General features: G+C 72.5%; 18 protein-coding genes. 11 read left to right on the top strand and 7 right to left on the bottom strand.

Going from position 1 to position 16,222, the window contains the following annotated elements:
• Window positions 1-70: 70 nt before the first annotated feature.
• The 8 genes from OP04_RS11945 to OP04_RS11910 all read left to right on the top strand — a co-directional run bounded on the left by OP04_RS11945 (window position 71) and on the right by OP04_RS11910 (window position 6,269).
• Window positions 71-1,267 carry an efflux RND transporter periplasmic adaptor subunit gene (locus tag OP04_RS11945; protein WP_157239716.1) on the top strand — a complete coding sequence of 399 codons (1,197 nt, stop codon included), beginning with the start codon at window positions 71-73 and terminating at the stop codon, window positions 1,265-1,267.
• On the top strand, window positions 1,264-1,950 hold the full coding sequence (locus tag OP04_RS11940; RefSeq protein WP_033339628.1) for an ABC transporter ATP-binding protein: 687 nt from the start codon (window positions 1,264-1,266) through the stop codon (window positions 1,948-1,950). Before OP04_RS11945 ends, OP04_RS11940 begins: the two co-directional genes overlap by 4 nt.
• Window positions 1,947-3,152 carry an ABC transporter permease gene (locus OP04_RS11935; RefSeq protein WP_033339627.1) on the top strand — a complete coding sequence of 402 codons (1,206 nt, stop codon included), beginning with the start codon at window positions 1,947-1,949 and terminating at the stop codon, window positions 3,150-3,152. The genes OP04_RS11940 and OP04_RS11935 overlap by 4 nt, the downstream gene beginning before the upstream one ends.
• Before the next feature lie 20 nt (window positions 3,153-3,172).
• The gene (locus tag OP04_RS11930) at window positions 3,173-3,709 is read left to right on the top strand and encodes a hypothetical protein (RefSeq protein ID WP_033339626.1); all 537 of its coding nucleotides are present in this window, start codon (window positions 3,173-3,175) and stop codon (window positions 3,707-3,709) included.
• Window positions 3,706-4,239 (top strand): hypothetical protein, encoded by a 534-nt coding sequence (locus OP04_RS11925; RefSeq protein WP_033339625.1) that lies wholly within the window; start codon window positions 3,706-3,708, stop codon window positions 4,237-4,239. Before OP04_RS11930 ends, OP04_RS11925 begins: the two co-directional genes overlap by 4 nt.
• Window positions 4,236-4,796 (top strand): hypothetical protein, encoded by a 561-nt coding sequence (locus OP04_RS11920; protein WP_033339624.1) that lies wholly within the window; start codon window positions 4,236-4,238, stop codon window positions 4,794-4,796. The genes OP04_RS11925 and OP04_RS11920 overlap by 4 nt, the downstream gene beginning before the upstream one ends.
• Window positions 4,797-4,917: 121 nt before the next feature.
• The gene (locus OP04_RS11915) at window positions 4,918-5,802 is read left to right on the top strand and encodes a CPBP family intramembrane glutamic endopeptidase (RefSeq protein WP_051797619.1); all 885 of its coding nucleotides are present in this window, start codon (window positions 4,918-4,920) and stop codon (window positions 5,800-5,802) included.
• A gap of 74 nt (window positions 5,803-5,876) precedes the next feature.
• Complete coding sequence (locus OP04_RS11910) at window positions 5,877-6,269, top strand: VOC family protein (RefSeq protein ID WP_033339623.1); 393 nt, start codon at window positions 5,877-5,879, stop codon at window positions 6,267-6,269.
• A 47-nt stretch (window positions 6,270-6,316) separates the two neighbouring features.
• Here OP04_RS11910 and OP04_RS11905 read toward each other — a convergent pair whose 3' ends face one another.
• Together OP04_RS11905 and ligD are read right to left on the bottom strand one after the other, a co-directional pair.
• A complete protein-coding gene (locus tag OP04_RS11905; protein ID WP_051797616.1) occupies window positions 6,317-7,720 on the bottom strand; it encodes a serine hydrolase in 1,404 nt (467 codons plus the stop codon).
• 75 nt (window positions 7,721-7,795) lie between these two features.
• Window positions 7,796-8,761 (bottom strand): non-homologous end-joining DNA ligase, encoded by a 966-nt coding sequence (ligD, locus tag OP04_RS11900; protein ID WP_033339622.1) that lies wholly within the window; start codon window positions 8,759-8,761, stop codon window positions 7,796-7,798.
• A gap of 47 nt (window positions 8,762-8,808) precedes the next feature.
• On the opposite strand from ligD, the gene OP04_RS11895 reads away from it, so the two are divergent.
• Window positions 8,809-9,207, top strand: coding sequence for an MmcQ/YjbR family DNA-binding protein (locus tag OP04_RS11895; protein WP_033339621.1), 399 nt, complete (start codon window positions 8,809-8,811; stop codon window positions 9,205-9,207).
• A gap of 207 nt (window positions 9,208-9,414) precedes the next feature.
• On the opposite strand, the gene OP04_RS11890 is transcribed toward OP04_RS11895, so the two are convergent.
• Complete coding sequence (locus OP04_RS11890; protein WP_033339620.1) at window positions 9,415-10,059, bottom strand: TetR/AcrR family transcriptional regulator; 645 nt, start codon at window positions 10,057-10,059, stop codon at window positions 9,415-9,417.
• A gap of 58 nt (window positions 10,060-10,117) precedes the next feature.
• Between OP04_RS11890 and OP04_RS11885 the strand changes: the two genes are divergently transcribed.
• The gene (locus tag OP04_RS11885) at window positions 10,118-10,888 is read left to right on the top strand and encodes a CPBP family intramembrane glutamic endopeptidase (RefSeq protein ID WP_051797614.1); all 771 of its coding nucleotides are present in this window, start codon (window positions 10,118-10,120) and stop codon (window positions 10,886-10,888) included.
• Between the two features lie 215 nt (window positions 10,889-11,103).
• Window positions 11,104-11,340: an ANTAR domain-containing protein gene (locus OP04_RS11880; protein ID WP_033339619.1), complete on the top strand. Its 237-nt coding sequence runs from the start codon at window positions 11,104-11,106 to the stop codon at window positions 11,338-11,340.
• On the opposite strand, the gene OP04_RS11875 is transcribed toward OP04_RS11880, so the two are convergent.
• From OP04_RS11875 to OP04_RS11860, 4 genes are read right to left on the bottom strand one after another with little or no spacing between them, the layout of a single operon-like run.
• Window positions 11,341-12,819 (bottom strand): glycoside hydrolase family 130 protein, encoded by a 1,479-nt coding sequence (locus OP04_RS11875; RefSeq protein WP_033339618.1) that lies wholly within the window; start codon window positions 12,817-12,819, stop codon window positions 11,341-11,343.
• Entirely contained in the window at window positions 12,816-13,859 is a 1,044-nt protein-coding gene (locus OP04_RS11870; protein ID WP_198153795.1) for a glycosyltransferase, read from the bottom strand. Before OP04_RS11870 ends, OP04_RS11875 begins: the two co-directional genes overlap by 4 nt.
• Entirely contained in the window at window positions 13,856-14,962 is a 1,107-nt protein-coding gene (locus tag OP04_RS11865) for a glycosyltransferase (RefSeq protein WP_033339617.1), read from the bottom strand. The genes OP04_RS11870 and OP04_RS11865 overlap by 4 nt, the downstream gene beginning before the upstream one ends.
• Window positions 14,963-14,973: 11 nt before the next feature.
• The gene (locus tag OP04_RS11860; protein WP_033339616.1) at window positions 14,974-15,984 is read right to left on the bottom strand and encodes a glycosyltransferase family 4 protein; all 1,011 of its coding nucleotides are present in this window, start codon (window positions 15,982-15,984) and stop codon (window positions 14,974-14,976) included.
• Window positions 15,985-16,222: the final 238 nt, after the last annotated feature.

Here is a 16,222-nt window from a genome sequence, read left to right as displayed (position 1 = left end):
ATTTCAGCAGCGTGCGGGGCATTTCTTACACCCCACAACTTCCTGACAAGTCTTCGCCAGAATCGTCGCCATGTCTCTGGACGAAGACCGGCCGCATTCCCATCGGCGCCGGAACCGCATCGTGTCCGGCCTCATCGCGGCCGGGTCCGTGCTGGCCGTCACCGCGGCGGTGCTGGTGTGGACGCGCGGCGTACGGGCGGCCGACGACGAACCCGCCGAGGTGATCAGCGTGTCGTCGGTCGCGATCACCCGTACCGACCTGTCGACCAGCAGGTCCCTGGACGGGAAGCTCGGCTACGGCACCCCGCGCACGATCAAGAGCGCACGTGAGGGCGTGGTGACCTGGCTGCCGGACGGGGGGAAGACCGTCGACCGCGGCCAGTCGCTGTACCAGGTCAACGACGAGCCGGTCCCGCTGTTCATCGGCGCGCCGCCGATCTACCGCACGATCGACGGCCGCAACATGACCGGCCGCGACGTCGCCATGGTCGCGAAGAACCTGAAGGCGCTCGGGTACGCCATCGGCGACCAGCCCCGCGCCGGCCAGCAGGTGCAGCAGACCACCACGGAGGAGCCGTCGCCCACCGCGAGCGCGCCCCCGTCCGCGCCGGTAAACCGCACCGAGTGGGTGACCGTGCGTGAGGGCGAGGGCGTGCTGACCACCACGCTGACCAACGCGATCAAGAAGTGGCAGCGTGATCTCGGCGTCGACGACGACGGCGTCATCGAGGTCGGCGACCTGGCCGTGCTCCCCGGCGCGGTCCGCGTCGACTCCGTCGCCGTGCAGGTCGGCGACCCGGCCACCGGCGACCTGATGTCCGTCACCCAGACCACCAAGGCGATCACGGCGTCCGCGTCCGTGACCGAGGCGGACGGGCTCAAGCCCGGCGACAAGGTCACGCTGCGCATGCCGGACGGCAAGGAGGCCGCGGGCGAGGTCGGCGAGATCTCCACGGTCGCGCAGACGCCGGACGGCTCCGCGCCCGGCAGCCCGCAGCAGGTGACGCTCACGGTCACGATGACCGACCCGAAGGCGGCCGGCAACCTCGACGGCGGCACGGTCGAGGTGAAGGTGGAGGGCGAGACGCACGCCGGCGTGCTGGCCGTGCCGGTGACCGCGCTGCTGGCGCTGCGCGAGGGCGGGTACGCGATCCAGCTGGCGGACGGCCGCCGGATCGCGGTCACCACCGGCATGTTCTCCGGCGGCCTGGTCGAGGTCAGCGGCGACGGCGTGGCCGAGGGCCTGATGGTGGTGACGACGTCATGACCCGGGTGCTCTCGGTCCGCGACGCCAGCAAGCACTACCCCGGCGGCGTCACCGCGCTCGACCGGGTGTCGCTCGACATCGACGCCGGCGAGCTGGTCGCGATCGTCGGCCCGTCCGGCTCCGGCAAGTCAACGCTGCTCAGCATCATGGGCACGCTGGACCGGCCCACGTCCGGCACGGTCGAGCTGGCCGGGCACGACGTCGCCGCGCTCTCCGACCGCCGGCTGTCCGCACTGCGCGGCCGCTGGCTCGGCTTCGTGTTCCAGCAGTTCCACCTCACCGACGGGCTGTCCGCGGTGGAGAACGTGTCCACCGGCCTGCTCTACGCGGGCGTGCCGCGCCGGGAGCGGCGGGCGAAGGCCGTGGCCGCGCTGGAGCGCGTCGGGCTCGGCCACCGCATCACCCACCTGCCGCATCAGCTGTCCGGCGGCGAGAAGCAGCGTGTCGCGATCGCCCGCGCGATCGTCAACGAGCCCGCGCTGCTGCTGGCCGACGAGCCGACCGGGGCGCTGGACACCGCGAACGGCCGGGCCGTGCTGGACCTGTTCCACCGGTTGCACGCGGAGGGGTCCACGATCGCGCTGATCACGCACGACCGGGACATCGCGGCGCAGCTGCCGCGCAAGGTCGAGGTGCGGGACGGGAAGATCGTCAGCGACCGGACCGGAGTCCAGGTCCGATGAACGACGACGTCAAGCCGGTCCGGCTGGCGCTGCCCGACGTGCTGTCGCTCGGCACGATCGGGCTGCGCACCCGGCGGATGCGGGCCGTCCTCTCCGCGCTCGGCATCGCGGTCGGCATCGCCACCATGGTCGCGGTCACCGCCATCCCGGAGTCGAACGAGCGTGCGCTGATGAACGAGCTGGCCGCGCTCGGCCCGAACCTGCTGCAGGTCAACGCCGCGGACAACCCCGAGCAGGATTTCGGCCTGCCGGCGGAGTCGGTGGACATGGTCTCCCGGATCGGGCCGGTGACCAGCGTGACCGCGGTCGCGAACACCCACACGGTGGTACGCCGCTCCGACCTCACCGACCCGCGCGACGGCTCCGGGCTGGCCGTGCTGGCCAGCCGGCCCGATCTGCTGGAGACGCTGGAGTCCACCATGTACTCCGGGCACTTCCTGGACCGGGCCGGCGGCGCCGTGCCCACGGTGGTGCTCGGGTCGGTCGCGGCGTCCCGGCTGGGCATTCCCTCCGTACCCTCGGATGCTCCGCCGCCCCAGATCTTGATCGGCAAGAGCTGGTTCGCGGTGGTGGGCATTCTCGCCACCACGCCGCTGTCCCCGGAGATCGACCGGTCCGTGCTGGTCGGCTGGGAGGCCGCGCAGACATCGCTCGGGTTCGACGGGCGGCCGACCGTGATCTACCTGCGGGCCCGCGAGTCCGCGATCGAGTCGGTGCGCGCGGTGCTGCCCGCCACCGTGCATCCGCAGGAGCCGAGCCGGGTCCGGGTCACGCTGCCGTCGGACGCGCTGTTCGCGAAGCGCGCCACCGAGCAGACGTTCTCCGTGCTGTTCGTGGGCCTGGCCATGGTCGCGCTGCTGGTCGGCGGCATCGGCGTGGCGAACACCATGGTCATCTCGGTGCTGGAACGCCGCTCCGAGATCGGCCTGCGCCGCGCGCTCGGCGCGAACCGCGGGCAGATCCGCATCCAGTTCCTCACCGAATCGGTGGCGCTGTCCGCGCTCGGCGGCGGCGCCGGCACCGCGATCGGCGTCGCGGGCACGGCCGTCTACGCCATCGCCAACGACCTTCCGGTGGTGGTGCCGGCGCTGGCCGTCGCGGGCTCGCTCGGCGGCGCGCTCGTGGTCGGCGTCATCGCCGGCGTCTACCCCTCCATCCGCGCGGCCCGGCTGCAGCCGACGGTCGCGCTGGCCTCCGCATGAACCTGGAAAGGGACCAACGCATGATCACCCGGATCACCGGTGTCACGATCGTGACCGGCCTCGCGCTGCTGCTGTCCGCCTGCGGCGGAGAGGACAAGGCCGCCGAGGGTACGAACGAGGTCGCGTCCCTGGCCACGGCCACGCCCGGCGGCGGCACGTCCGCGACGCCCGTCGCCCAGGAGCGCCCGCTGCTCCGGCCGGATGCCTCCCAGGAGGAGCAGGACCGGATTCGCGACATCTACTTCGACTGCCTGCGGAAGAACGGTTTCGACCCGGAGACGCGGGCCGAGAACACCGAGGAGCAGTGGAAGACCGCGGATGCGGCCTGCAACCAGCTGGAGCCGGAGGAGCCGTGGGAACGCGCCCAGCGCCTCGACCCGGCGAACTACGCGGACCGGGTGCGCGACTGGGTCACCTGCGTGCGCGCGGCCGGCGTCGACGCCTGGGAGCACGACGGCCAGATCTCGTTCGAGAAACTGCCCGAGGGCGAGGACGCGAAGCGGGTCGACGAGTGCGAGATGAAGGCGTTCGCCGAGGTCGTGGGGGCGGCCAAGTGACCCGGCTGGCTGCCGTCACGGCCGTCGCCGGGCTCGCGCTGCTGCTCACCGCCTGTTCGAGCCCCGATTCCGGCACGTCTTCCGGGGACGGCGGCTCCGCGGACGTCGCCACGCTGACCACCGACACACCCGCCGCAACGTCCTCCCCCGCTCCGCCGGAGCGTCCGCTGGAACGCGCGGACGCCTCGCAGGAGGACATCGCCCGCATGTACGCCGTCTTCGACGAGTGCATGGAGCAGAACGGTTTCCCGCAGCCGGACGGCACCGGCACGCTGGATCAGCAGGCCGCGGCGTTGAAGGTCTGCGGTCACCTGCAGCCGGAGACGCTCTCGAAGCGCGCCGAGCGCACCGACCCGCACTTCGCCGACCACCACCGCGACTGGATCACCTGCATCCGCGCCAAGGGCATCGACGCCTGGGGCGAGCCCGGCGAGCTGTTCGTCGAGGAGATGCTCTCCGAGGCGGACGCGAAGCTGGTCGGCGAGTGCGAGATGAAGGCGTTCACCACGACACTGACGGAGTCCTCATGAAGATCCCGCTTTCACGTCTCACCGGCATCGCACTCGTGCTCCTGCTCAGCGCATGTTCCAGCGCGCCGGACACGGACGCTGCCGGCGACTCCGCGGACGTCGCCACGCTGACCACCGACACCCCGGCCGCGTCCGCCTCCCCCGCCGCGTCCGCGCAGGAGCGCCCGCTGCTCCGGCCGGACGCCTCGAGCGAGGAGGAGGACCGCTACTACGACGTGTACTGGACCTGCCTGTCCGACCACGGCGTTCCCGGCTACACGAAGGAGGCGGACGGCAGCGTCGCCACCGCGCCCAAGCCGGGCGCCGGGCAGGGCAGGGGTGACGACGACGCCGCGGCGGTGGCGGCCTGCGCGAACCTGGAGCCGGAGACGCCCTGGCAGCGGTCCCAGCGCACCGACCCGCACTACGCCGACCGGCTGCGCGACTGGATCACCTGCATCCGCTCGCACGGCATCGACGCGTTCGAGGAGGACGGCTTCCTCGCGTTCGAGAGCCTGCCCTCGGAGGACAAGATGCGGTTCGTCGACGAGTGCGAGATGAAGGCCTTCACGGTCTGACCGTCCGCCGGGGTACAGCCTGCTGTACCCCGGTCGGCCAGTCCGCTGCAATGACCGCAGGGCTCCGATCCGGTGGACTTGACCCCGTCAGAGAAACGGTGGAAGTCCTGAAACGGAGTCCATGATGGACGGCCTGCGCGCCCTGGTACGACGCTTCCCGGTACTGAGCTTCTTCGCCCTCGCGTTCGGGCTGAGCTGGTTCCTCTGGACGCCCTACATCCTCTCCGACCACGGCCTCGCGCTGGAGCCGGACCTCAAGATCCCGGGCGGGCCGCTCGGCAGCCAGCTGATCGGCGTACTGCCCGGCGCCTACCTCGGCCCGCTGGGCGCCGCGTTCATCGTCACCGCGCTCTCCGAGGGCCGCGCCGGACTGCGCGCGTGGGCACACCGCCTGACGCACTGGAAGGTCGGCTGGCGCTGGTTCTTCGCCGTGCTGCTGATCGTGCCGGCCGCGATCCTGCTGGCGCCGCTCGCGTTGCCGAAGACGTGGGGCCACGTGACCATGCCGAGCCTGATGATCCTGGCCCTCTACGTGCCGCTGCTGATCATGCAGATCATCACCACGGCCGCGGCCGAGGAGCCGGGCTGGCGTGACTTCGCGCTGCCGCGGATGCAGGAGCGCTTCGGCCCGGTGCTCGGCACCACGTTCCTGGGCCTGCTGTGGGGCGCGTGGCACCTCCCGCTGTTCCTGACCGAGTGGGGCGGCCCGGAGAAGCCCTGGTGGCTGCCGGTGATCTTCATCGTCGGATGCGTACCGCTGAGCCTGGTCATGACCTGGGTCTTCAACCGCACCAACCAGAGCGTGCCGCTGATCATGCTCCTGCACGCCGGCATCAACACCACGTACTCGCTGGTCTGGGCCGAGGTCTACCCCACGCTCGAATCCAGCGACACCATGTGGGGCCAGCTCATCGCCTCCACCGCCGCCGCGCTCCTTCTCATCATCGCCACCCGCGGCCGCCTCGGACTCCAGGCCGCTCCGGCCGAGGCCCGCGTCGCCGCCTGACAGCCCCGGAAAAGCCCCTGGTGGTCCGCCACCAGGGGCTTTACTTATATAAGTCCGCGGTTAATATAGGCGCCATGACAACGATCGAGACGTTCCTGATGTTCGAGGGTGCGGCCGAGGAGGCCATCACCTTCTACGTGGGCCTGTTCCCCGACTCCAAGATCATCGACATCGCGCGGTACGGCCCCGAGGGCCCCGGACCCGAGGGCTCCGTCCTGCGGGCCTCGTTCCGGCTGGCCGGCCGGACCTACCAGTGCATCGACAGCCACGTGAAGCACGGATTCGGCTTCACGCCCTCGGTCTCGCTCTTCGTCAGCTGCGACACCGAGGAGGAGCTGGACCGCCTCTACGCCGCGCTCGCCGAGGGCGGCACGCCCCGCATGCCGCTCGGCGACTACGGCTTCAGCCGCAAGTTCGGCTGGACCGACGACCGCTTCGGCGTCTCCTGGCAGCTCAACCTCGCCTGAGAACGCGGAAAGGCCCGGCTGGAGAGCCGGGCCTTTCCGTCGTGGCATCAGCGCTTCGCGGCCTCGTACCGGTCGATCAGCGCGCCCAGCCGGGCGAACTTCTCGGTGTACTGGACCGGGACGGTGCCGTCCGGCGTCGGCGGGCGGTTCGGGTCGGTGTACTGGTCACCGAGGTTGGAGAAGACGGAGATGATGTAGTGGCGGCTGCGCGCGCCGGGCAGGGACGACACGATGCCGGAGTCGGCGCCGCTGTTCGGGACCCAGCCGGGCTTGTGGGCGAACGAGACCTCGGCCGCGCGGTTGCACGGGCGCACGTCCTCGCCGAACGCGTTGCCCGCCACCGTCACGGTGCCGTCCGCGGCGATCCAGCGGGACGCGATCTTCTGCGGGATGCCGGCGGCCGGGTAGTCGCGGCCGCACCAGTTCGTGGTCGACAGCATCCAGTTCCACCCCTGCTGGCGCAGCGTGGACAGGAAGAACTCGCGGGACGCGCGGCTCAGCTCGTTCTTCGTGACGCGGTGGCCGTTCGGCGCGGTCCAGAGCGTGCCGGGGCCACCGTTGACTATCGCCAGCAGCTTCGCGGTGTCCAGTGAGGACATGGTCAGCGAGTTCGTCCAGCGCCCGCCGTTCTCCGGCCGGGTGTTCAGCAGCCGCAGCGTCTCCAGGCCCAGATCCTGGAACGTCTGGTTCAGCGCGTTCACCGCGTCGTGGTCCCAGAGGAACTTGATCAGCGCGCAGCTGGCCTCGTTCGACGACTCGGTCAGCGACAGGTCGAGGTAGCCGCGCAGCGTGTTCTCCGAGGCCGGGCCGCAGAGCGAGCTGGCCAGCGTCGGCGTGTACGTGTACGTGTCGTCCAGACCGGCCACGCCGCTGTCGACCAGGCGCAGCACGCCGAACGCGACCATCAGCTTCAGCACCGAGGCCGGGTAGGGCGACATGAAGTCCAGCGACGCGTCCTCGCGGCCGGGCACGATGTCGACCGTGCCCTGCGCCTGGTTCGCGTACCAGCCCGCGTCGTCCCACTCACGCCAGCGCACGTCGTCGGTGTGCAGGTCGCGGTCCACGTCGACGATCACGCCGTCCGGGTACTGCGGGCTCATCAGCACGGTCGCGGACCCGACGATCCGGCCGGCGGAGTCCAGCTCCAGCACGGTGGCGTCGATCTGCGGCTGCTGCACGATCGGCTCGGCCGCGAGGTCGGTGGCGGCCGCGCGGCGTACCCCCGCGGCGTTTTCCTTGTCGGTGGTCACCACCGCGGCGCGGGCCTGTGCCGACGTCGGCGGCGCAAGATCCAGCACCTCTTCAAAGGCAAGGCCGTCGAGGGTACGCCGGAGGAACTCATCGAGCGGCGGCGTGTGCGACGACGCGCTCGCGGCGGTCGGCGCGAAGAGGACACCCAGGCCCACGGTCAGTACGGTCAGACCGCTGAGCAGGCGATTGTTCCTGTGCAATGTTCATCCCCGTCATCCAGGAGGGTTCATCACCCAGAGCGCCAACAGACTGCGCCCAGATCACGGGATTGTCCACTACGGAGCTTGATCCTCCGGACCGCTCAGGCCTGCGGCTTCGTCGCGCTGCGCCCACTCCAGCAGGGTGTCCAGGGAGAAGTGCCGGTCGTCGATGCGTGCGTGCAGGTCGCCGCGCGCCGCGAAGCGGGCCGGGACGGTGCGGACCGTGAAGTCGTGCGGGTCGAGCGCGGGGATCTCGGACCAGTCGACCGGCGTGGAGACCGTGGCCTCGGGCACGCCGCGCACGGAGTAGGCGCTGGCGATCGTGTGGTCGCGCGCGTTCTGGTTGTAGTCGACGAAGAGCGCGGCCGGGTCGCGGTCCTTGCGCCACCAGGCCGTGGTCACGTCCTGCGGCGCGCGGCGCTCCACCTCGCGGGCGAACGCGAGCGCGGCCCGGCGCACGTCCGCAAAACCCCACTCCGGCGCGATCCGGACGTAGATGTGCAGGCCACGGCCGCCGGACGTCTTCGGATAGCCGATGATGCCCAGGTCGTCGAGCACCTCGTGGGCGACGCCGGCCACCCGGCGCACGCGGTCGAACGGGCAGTCCGGCATCGGGTCGAGATCGATGCGCCACTCGTCCGGCTGCTCGGTGTCGGCGCGCCTCGAATTCCACGGGTGGAACTCGACGGTCGACATCTGCACGGCCCAGATCACGTCCGCCGGCTTGGTCACGCAGAGCTCGTCCGCGTACCGCTTGTAGCGCGGGAAGAACACCCGGACCGTCTCCAGCCACGGGGGCGCGCCGTTCGGCACACGCTTCTGATGCACCTTGTCGCCGGCCAGCCCGTCCGGGAAGCGATGCAGCATGCAGGGCCGCTCGCGCAGCGCCCGGACGATGCCGTCGCCGACCGCCAGGTAGTAGTTGACCAGGTCGAGCTTGGTGATCCCGAGCTGCGGGAAGTAGACCCGGTCCGGGTTCGACACCCGGACCTCGTGGTCGCCGGCGTCGATCATGATCGCCGGCGAGGTGCTGGCCGCCATGGATCCGAATCTAGCCGGTACGCTCCGTGTCATGGGGGCTTCTGACCATGGCTGATGCGGATGACGTGCGCCGGCTCGCGCTCGCGCTGCCGCAGGTGGTGGAGATCGCCAGCGACGGTTTCGACTTCCGGGTGGCCGGCAGGGGCTTCGTCTGGTCCTATCCCGAGCGCGTGCCGGGCAAGCCGCGCCGGATCCGTACCGACGTGGCCGTGCTCTTCGTGGGCGACGAGGCGGAGAAGCAGGCGCTGCTGCTCGGCGAGCCGGCCCTCTTCTTCACCGCACCGGGCTACGGCGACCTCCCGCTGGTGATGCTGCGCCTGCCGGAGGTGCCGGTGGAGCGGCTGTCCGAGCTGATCACGGACGCGTGGCGGATGCGGGCGGAGCCGGGGTCCTCTTCATCCGTGGCAGGGGCGGGGCCTTCGGCGGAGGCGAACGACGCGAGGTAGGACAGTGCGGCGCGCGCAGCGTGTGGCTGAGCCGGTCGCCGCCCTGAAGTGCGGTGAGCCGCTCGCCGGCCACCGCGCCACCCTGATGCGGGATCGCCCGGTACCCCGCCTGCACGTCCCGGCCGGCCCCGCGCCCACGATCGCCACCCTCATGGCCGCCACGCTGAAACCCCAACCCGACGTCACATCAACGGTACGAAGCCGGCGTCACCCCAGCCGCGCGCGCACGCCGTCGAGCAGCATCTCCAGCTGGTCGGCGAACTCCGGGCGCCAGGCGACCTGCTCGGCCGAGTTCGCGCCCAGGTGCGCGACGATCCGCCGGGACGCGTCGTCGTCGCCGAGCTGCAGCGACGCGAACGCGGCCGCGGTCGTGGCGGCGCCGATCGCCAGGTGCGAGACGGCCGCGGCCACGGTGGCGACCGTGAGCGGCGGCGCGCCCGCGGAGGCCAGCGTCGCCTGCAGCCGTGCGGTCATGGTCAGCGCGTTCGGCCCGATCAGCGGCCGGACGCCGAAGAACGCGGACGCCCAGGGGTGCGCGGTCAGCGCGGCGTACATCCGGATCACGGAGTCGGTCACCACCACGTCCCAGGGGCCGGCCGGCGGGGTGGCCTCCGCGACCGGGCGGACGATCTCGTCGAGCGCCAGGTCGATCAGGTCCTCACGACGGTCCACGTACCAGTAGAGGCTGGTCGCGTGCACGCCGAGCCGGGCCGCGAGCCCGCGCATGGTCAGCGCGGCCGCGCCCTTCTCGTCGAGCAGCGTGATCGTCTCGGCGACGATCCGCTCCTGGGTGAGGGCCGGCTGCGAGCGCCCGCGCCGCTGCTCACGCATGAAGACGCTGTCGAATTCCACCCGCCGATCTTAATGACGCGATTGACTCTCCTACGCTGTAGGTCTTAACCTACAACGTATGACGCAGCAGTCGATCTCGATTCCTCGTGCCGACGTCGGGCACACCACGGCGTACCTCATCGGCGCCTTTGTCCTGTCCTGGATCCCCTGGAGCATCGCGGCGAGCCTCGGCGCGGCGGACGCCCGGACCGCGCTGGTGTTCCTCGGCGGCTTCGGTCCCATGGTCGCCGCGATCGCGGTGACCGCGCGGACCGGCGGCCGGCCGGCCGTCCGCGAGCTCCTCGGGAAGTACAAGCACCGGCGCGGCAGCGGCCGTGCCTACCTGATGGCGCCGGTGATCCTGCTGGCCGCCGCGCTCACCGCCGCCGGGAGCCTGCTCACCGGCGCCACGCTGGACACGGGCGCGCTGCTGGCCGTGCTCCCGGCGCTGCCCGTCATGATCGTCATGATCGCGCTGGTCGGCGGCGGCAACGAGGAGCTCGGCTGGCGTGGTTTCCTCTCGCCGCGGCTGCGGTCCGCGCTGCCGCCGGCCGCGGCGCACCTCACGGTCGGCCTGATCTGGGCGGTCTGGCACGCGCCGCTGTGGCTGATCCCGGGCACGGCCCAGCAGACGCTCCCGTTCGCGGTGTTCGCCGTGACCGCGGTCGCGATCTCGATCCTGCTCGGCTGGGCCACGCAGCGCGCCGGCGGCGGCATCCTCCCGGCCGTGCTGGCCCACACCGCGCTCAACGTCGGCCTGTCCCTGCTGCAGGCCGCGCTCGGCGACGTGCCGCTGGTGCCGCTGACCGCGCTGCTCCTGGCCGCCGCACTGGTGGTCGCCCGCAAGTAGGCCACCGGGCCGCGCGGGCCGACGCCGTCGAACTGACCGCGGCCGCCGCGCGGCGCAGGTCGAAACCGCGGGCCGAAGCCGCCGGGCAACGCGGGCCTATACCGCCAGGCCGCGCGGGCCGCAGCCGCCGGGCGGCGCACGTCGCAGCCGCCGGGCGGCGCGGGCCGATCAGGCGTAGGCGCGGGCTGCCCGGCGCCGACGCCATCCATTCTGAGATGTCGATCGGCACGGCACGCATCGCGCATCTGCGCCGGGCCACCCGGATTCCCCGGTCTCCCCCGCACGTCCACGCACATCGTCCGCCGGCTGCGCATCGCGCCGCCGCCGGCCTGGGCACGGACATGGCCGAGGCGTTCACGCTGATGCGTGCGCAGGCCCGGCGGACGAATCAGCAGCTGGCCGACCTCTCCCAGGCCGTCGTGGACGGGACCACGCGGATCTCCCCGGCCTGATCAGCCCGCCTCCGGGCGGCGGACCATGGCGGCGAGCAGCCGGTCGACCGGGACGGTGGCGAACCCGACGCGGGCGTCGCTCGCGCCGTACGGCAGCCACAGGTCGCCGTCGTGGACGAGCCCGCCGCACGAGTAGACGACGTTGGGCACGTACCCGTCGCGCTCGGTCCCGTCCGGGGAAAGCAGCGCGTCCGGCAGCTCGGCGAGCACGCGTTCCGGGTGGTCCAGGTCCAGCAGGAGCGCGCCGACGGCGTACCGCCGCATGGGTCCGACGCCGTGCGTGAGCACGAGCCAGCCGGCCTCGGTCTCGATCGGCGAGCCGCAGTTGCCGACCTGGATCAGCTCCCAGGCGTGCCGCGGCGTGTGCAGCGGCACCGGCGTCCGCCAGCGGCTCAGCTCGTCCATGGTGGACAGGCCGATGGTCTCGCCGTCGGAGCGGCACAGCGCGAGGTGCCGCCCTCCGACCGCACGCGGGAAGAGCGCGACGCCCTTGTTCGCCGCGCCCGGTCCGCGCATCGGCATGATCTCGAAGTGTCGCAGGTCGGCGCTGGCCAGCTCACGCCCGGCGATCCGCCGTCCGTCGTACGCGGTGTACGTGGCCCGGTAGACCGGCCCGTCCTCGCCGGCGAAGAGCACGAACCGCGCGTCCTCCATCCCGTTGCTCTCCGGCGGCGTGGCCGGCCAGAGCACCTGCTGCTCCAGCCGGGTGCCGTCCGGGAAGGCCGCGGCGTAGCTGTCGGACCGGATGCGGCGCAGCAGCTCCACCGTGCTCGGCCCGGTGCTGCGGCTGATCAGGTCCGCCGGCAGGTCCGCGACGACGCGCTCGAACGTGGCGTCGTCGTACCGTTCCGGCAGCAGGTCCAGCACGGTCGCGGAGATCTCGTTGTCGCAGTCGCTCTCGTCGAGGCCGGCCGCGAGCAGGTCCCGGCGGTGCCGGGCCGCGGTGCGCTGCCCGATCAGCAGCGGCCCGGTGCGGTCCGCGACCTCCAGCCGCCTGCCGGGGCCGAGGACCGCGGTGGCGAAGCCGATCGACGACAGGTGGCCCTCGCCGATCTGGCGCAGGCTGATCGCGACCCGCAGCTGCCCGGCGCCCAGGCCGCTCTGGTCCGGGTGGGCGACCATCGACGGGTTGCACAGCGCGGCGGCCTCGACCGCGTACTCGTGCGTGAAGTACGCGCCGACCAGCAGCCGGGCCGTGCGGGACAGCTCCAGCGGGTGCGCGATCCGGTGCCGGACCAGGTCGTAGTGGTGGAGAAAGATGTCGTCCAGCGCCGCGTGCCGGTCACCGAAACGCTCCATGACCTGCCGCAGCAGGCGTGTGCTCTCCTGCTCGCCGAGCAGCGCGATCCGGTCGATGAGCGACTGTGCCCGCGTCCGGACCAGCGCCGCGTCCTCGCCGGGGACGAAGAGCTTGACCACCACCCGCCGCGGGTCCGGGCTCAGCGTGTGGTCCAGCCGGACCGCGAGACCGCCGGTCATGACCACCGCCGGGCGTGCTGGAGCGTGGCGACGAGCGCGAGCGTGGACTCGGCGCCCTGGTTGAGGTTCGGCCCGCCGGGGGTGAGCCCGTCGTATCCGCCGCCGGTCTCCGGATCCCACATCGGCACTCCCCCGTCGTTCTCCCCCAGGAACCAGTCCGCGCAGCGCCGGATCCGCTGCTCCCAGGCCGGGTCGCCGGTGATCCCGGCCGCGGTGGCGCACGCGTCCGCGAGCGCGGCGACCTCGATCGGCTGCTGGTCGTGCCGTGGCCGTGGCCCGCCGTGCCGCCACCCGGCGACCGGCACCACGGAGAGCCGGTCGTCGCGCGTCTGGACCGCGCACAGCCAGGTCAGCATGCGCAGCCCGGCGTCGCGCAGCGCGGCGTCGCCGCCGAGCTGACCCGCCGCGATGACCACCTCGGCGAGCGCCGCATTGGCATAGGTGAGCCGGTCGTCCGGCCAGACCCAGTCAAGACCTCTCAGTGGGTACGGCGGAGCCGCGCCCACGATCGCGGACGCGGCGTCGGCGAGCAGGGCCCGCGCGGCCGGGTCGCCGGGGCGGGCCCGCAGCACCTCGGCCGCGCCCAGCCCGGCGAACGCCATCGCGCGCGGCGCCGGTGACCGCCGGGACGCACCCAGTCTGAACGCGACCAGCGCCTCCTGCCGGATCCACCCGGCCGGGCTGTGCGCCACGGCGGTGCCGAGTCCCCAGAGCGCGCGGCCCCACCAGTCGCCGAGGCCGGGGGCATCCTGCCAGCGCCGGTCGTACCCCAGCCGGTTGTGGAAGGCGCCGTCGGCGCCCTGCGCGTGTGTCAGGAACCCGAGGTAGCGCTCGGCCAGCCCGGACACGAGCGCGGACGGTTCCGGCTCGCGGGCGGCGACGACCAGCCCGCGGGCCACGTCGTCGGTGCAGTAGCCGTGCTCGCGGCGGACGATCCCGTGCCGTGCGTGCTCGCACAGCCCGGTGTCGTCGCTGAGCCGGGCCAGATGAGCGAAGGGCGGCGCGGGTACGGTCAGCGCCGGTCCGAGCGTCGCGGTCATGCCGCCGCCACGCCGACCGGCTCGCGGGCGGCCAGCAACCGGCCGGCCAGCTCGTCGTAGGCCTCCGCGACGGCCGGCCAGCGCAGCTCTGCGCCGGCCTGCCGGGACAGCTTGGCGGCCAGGCCCGGCACGGTCAGCACCCGCCGGATCGCCTTGGCCAGCGCCTTCGGGTTCGCGTGCGGCACGAGCAGGCCGGGACCGTCCGTGAGCAGTTCCACCGCGTGCGGGAACGGCGTCGCCACCACCGGCACGCCGGCCGCGACCGCCTCGATCAGCACGCCGGACGTGACCTGCTCGCGCGAGTCGTAGGGCAGCACCACCACGTCCGCCGAGCGGATCAGCGCGCCGAGCGCGTCCTGGTCGAGGTAGCGCTGCTGGTAGTCGACCGTGTGCGCCACGCCGAGCTCCGCGCCGAGCTGATAGAGCCCGGCCCGGTACGCCTCGCCGTGGTGCTCGATCACCTTCGGGTGCGTGCGGCCGGCCACCGTGTAGGTCGGCGCCGGGTCCAGGTCCTGGAGCAGCGCGAGCGCGCGCAGCGTCCACTCGATGCCCTTGCCCGGCCCGATCAGGCCCCAGGTGAGCAGGTGCGGGCGGTCGCGGCGGGCGGCCGTGCCGCCGACCGGGCCGGCCGCGCCGTGCGGGATGACCGTGACCTTCGACGGGTCCACGCCGTAGCCGGCCAGCAGCCGGTCGCGGGCCGTGTTGGTCATGGTGACCACCGCGCCGGCCGCGCCCGCGATCTGGGTCAGCAGCGAGCGCTGCCGCTCGGACGGGTTGGTGAGCACGGTGTGCAGCACCACGATGCTCGGCACGGTCAGCCGGCGCAGCAGCGGCAGCACCTCCTCGCCGTCCGGGCCCGGGTAGATGCCGTACTCGTGCTGGATTATCGCCACGTCGAACCCGTCCAGCGCGGCCGCGGCGTCCCGCCAGCCACCGCGCGTGCGGGACGACCAGGTGTGCACGACCCGCGGCGGCGTCTGCACTGCGTCCCCGTCGAGGACGCGCACGATGCCGCCGTCGAGGTGGTCGGCGAGCGCGGAGTTGAAGGTGGCCAGCCCGCAGCGGGTCGGCGGGTGGGTGCTGAGGAATCCGAAGGTACGCATTGATCGACCTCTCAGGTCTGTAGTGAAGCGAGCCGGCCGTAGACGGCCAGGTAGTCGTCGACCATCCGGTCCGCGCCGAAGCGCTCCCGGGCCCGGTCCCGGCACCTCGGCCGGTCCAGCGCCACGGCCCGGCCGACCGCCGCGACGGCGCCGTCCAGGTCGTGGGCGAGCACGCCGGTGACGCCGTCGTCGACGACCTCGGGCATCGAGCCCCGGGCGTACGCGACGACCGGCGTGCCGCACGCCATCGCCTCCACCACGGAGAGTCCGAACGGCTCGTCGAACGCGATCGGGTGCAGCAGTGCCGCCGCGGATCCGAGCACGCGCGGGCGGTCCGCCGGCCCGACCGGGCCGATGAACTCCACCCGGTCACCGTCGATGTGCGGCGCCACCGCCTCGGTGAAGTAGCGCTCGTCGTGCACGATGCCGGCGATGGTGAGCCGGCGGCCGGCCCGGCGGGCGATCTCGATCGCGGTGTGCGTGCCCTTGTCCGGGTGGATCCGGCCGAACGAGACCAGCCCGTCCCCGGGCGTGGCCGTGAACGGCAGCCCGCCGAGGTCCACCCCGTGGTAGACCGTGGCCGCGTAGTCGAGGTCCGCGACCCGGTCCGAGTCGGAGATCGACACGTAGGCGGACCGCGCGCTCCGGTAGGCGGGCAGGATGCGCGGCCCGGAGAAGCCGTGCACCGTGGTCAGCATCGGCGCGCGGCAGTGCGCGGCGAAGGCCAGCGGCAGCCAGTCGAGATGGTTGTGCACCAGGTCGAACTCGGACGAGCGGCCCAGCGCGTACGCGACGTGCAGCGCCTCCTGCACCCGCCCGTCCAGGCCGGGGTCGTCGCCGTACCCGTGCGGCACCACCCCGTCCAGCGTCGCGGTGGTCCTCGAATCCAGCGTGGCGAACAGCGTCACGTCGACGCCACGCGTGGCCAGCCCGTCGGCCAGCAGCCCGGTCACCTGCTCCCACGGGCCGTAGTGCAGCGGCGGAGTCCGCCACGCCACCGGGCCCAGCAGGGCGACTCTCACAGGTGGCGCACGGCGGATCTCAAACGTGAAGTGATCATCATCGGGTGCTCCTCACGAAGCGGTAGGTCAACGATCCCGCGAAAAGCGGAGATGTCAGGAGCACCGCGAATGCCCGTCAGGATCGGTGGCGGCGTATCGGCGGCCACCGGGGTCCCGGGCGACTCCGCACAGCCTACGCCCTCGCCAGCCGTTCTCCATTCGACAGGGTGACAAATGCCCTTAATTACGGGTATTTCAG

This window comes from Catenuloplanes japonicus (assembly GCF_000717135.1).
Taxonomy (GTDB): Bacteria; Actinomycetota; Actinomycetes; order Mycobacteriales; family Micromonosporaceae; genus Catenuloplanes; species Catenuloplanes japonicus.
Note: the sequence above shows the minus strand (reverse complement) of the source record. Positions and strands in the feature narration are given on the sequence as shown.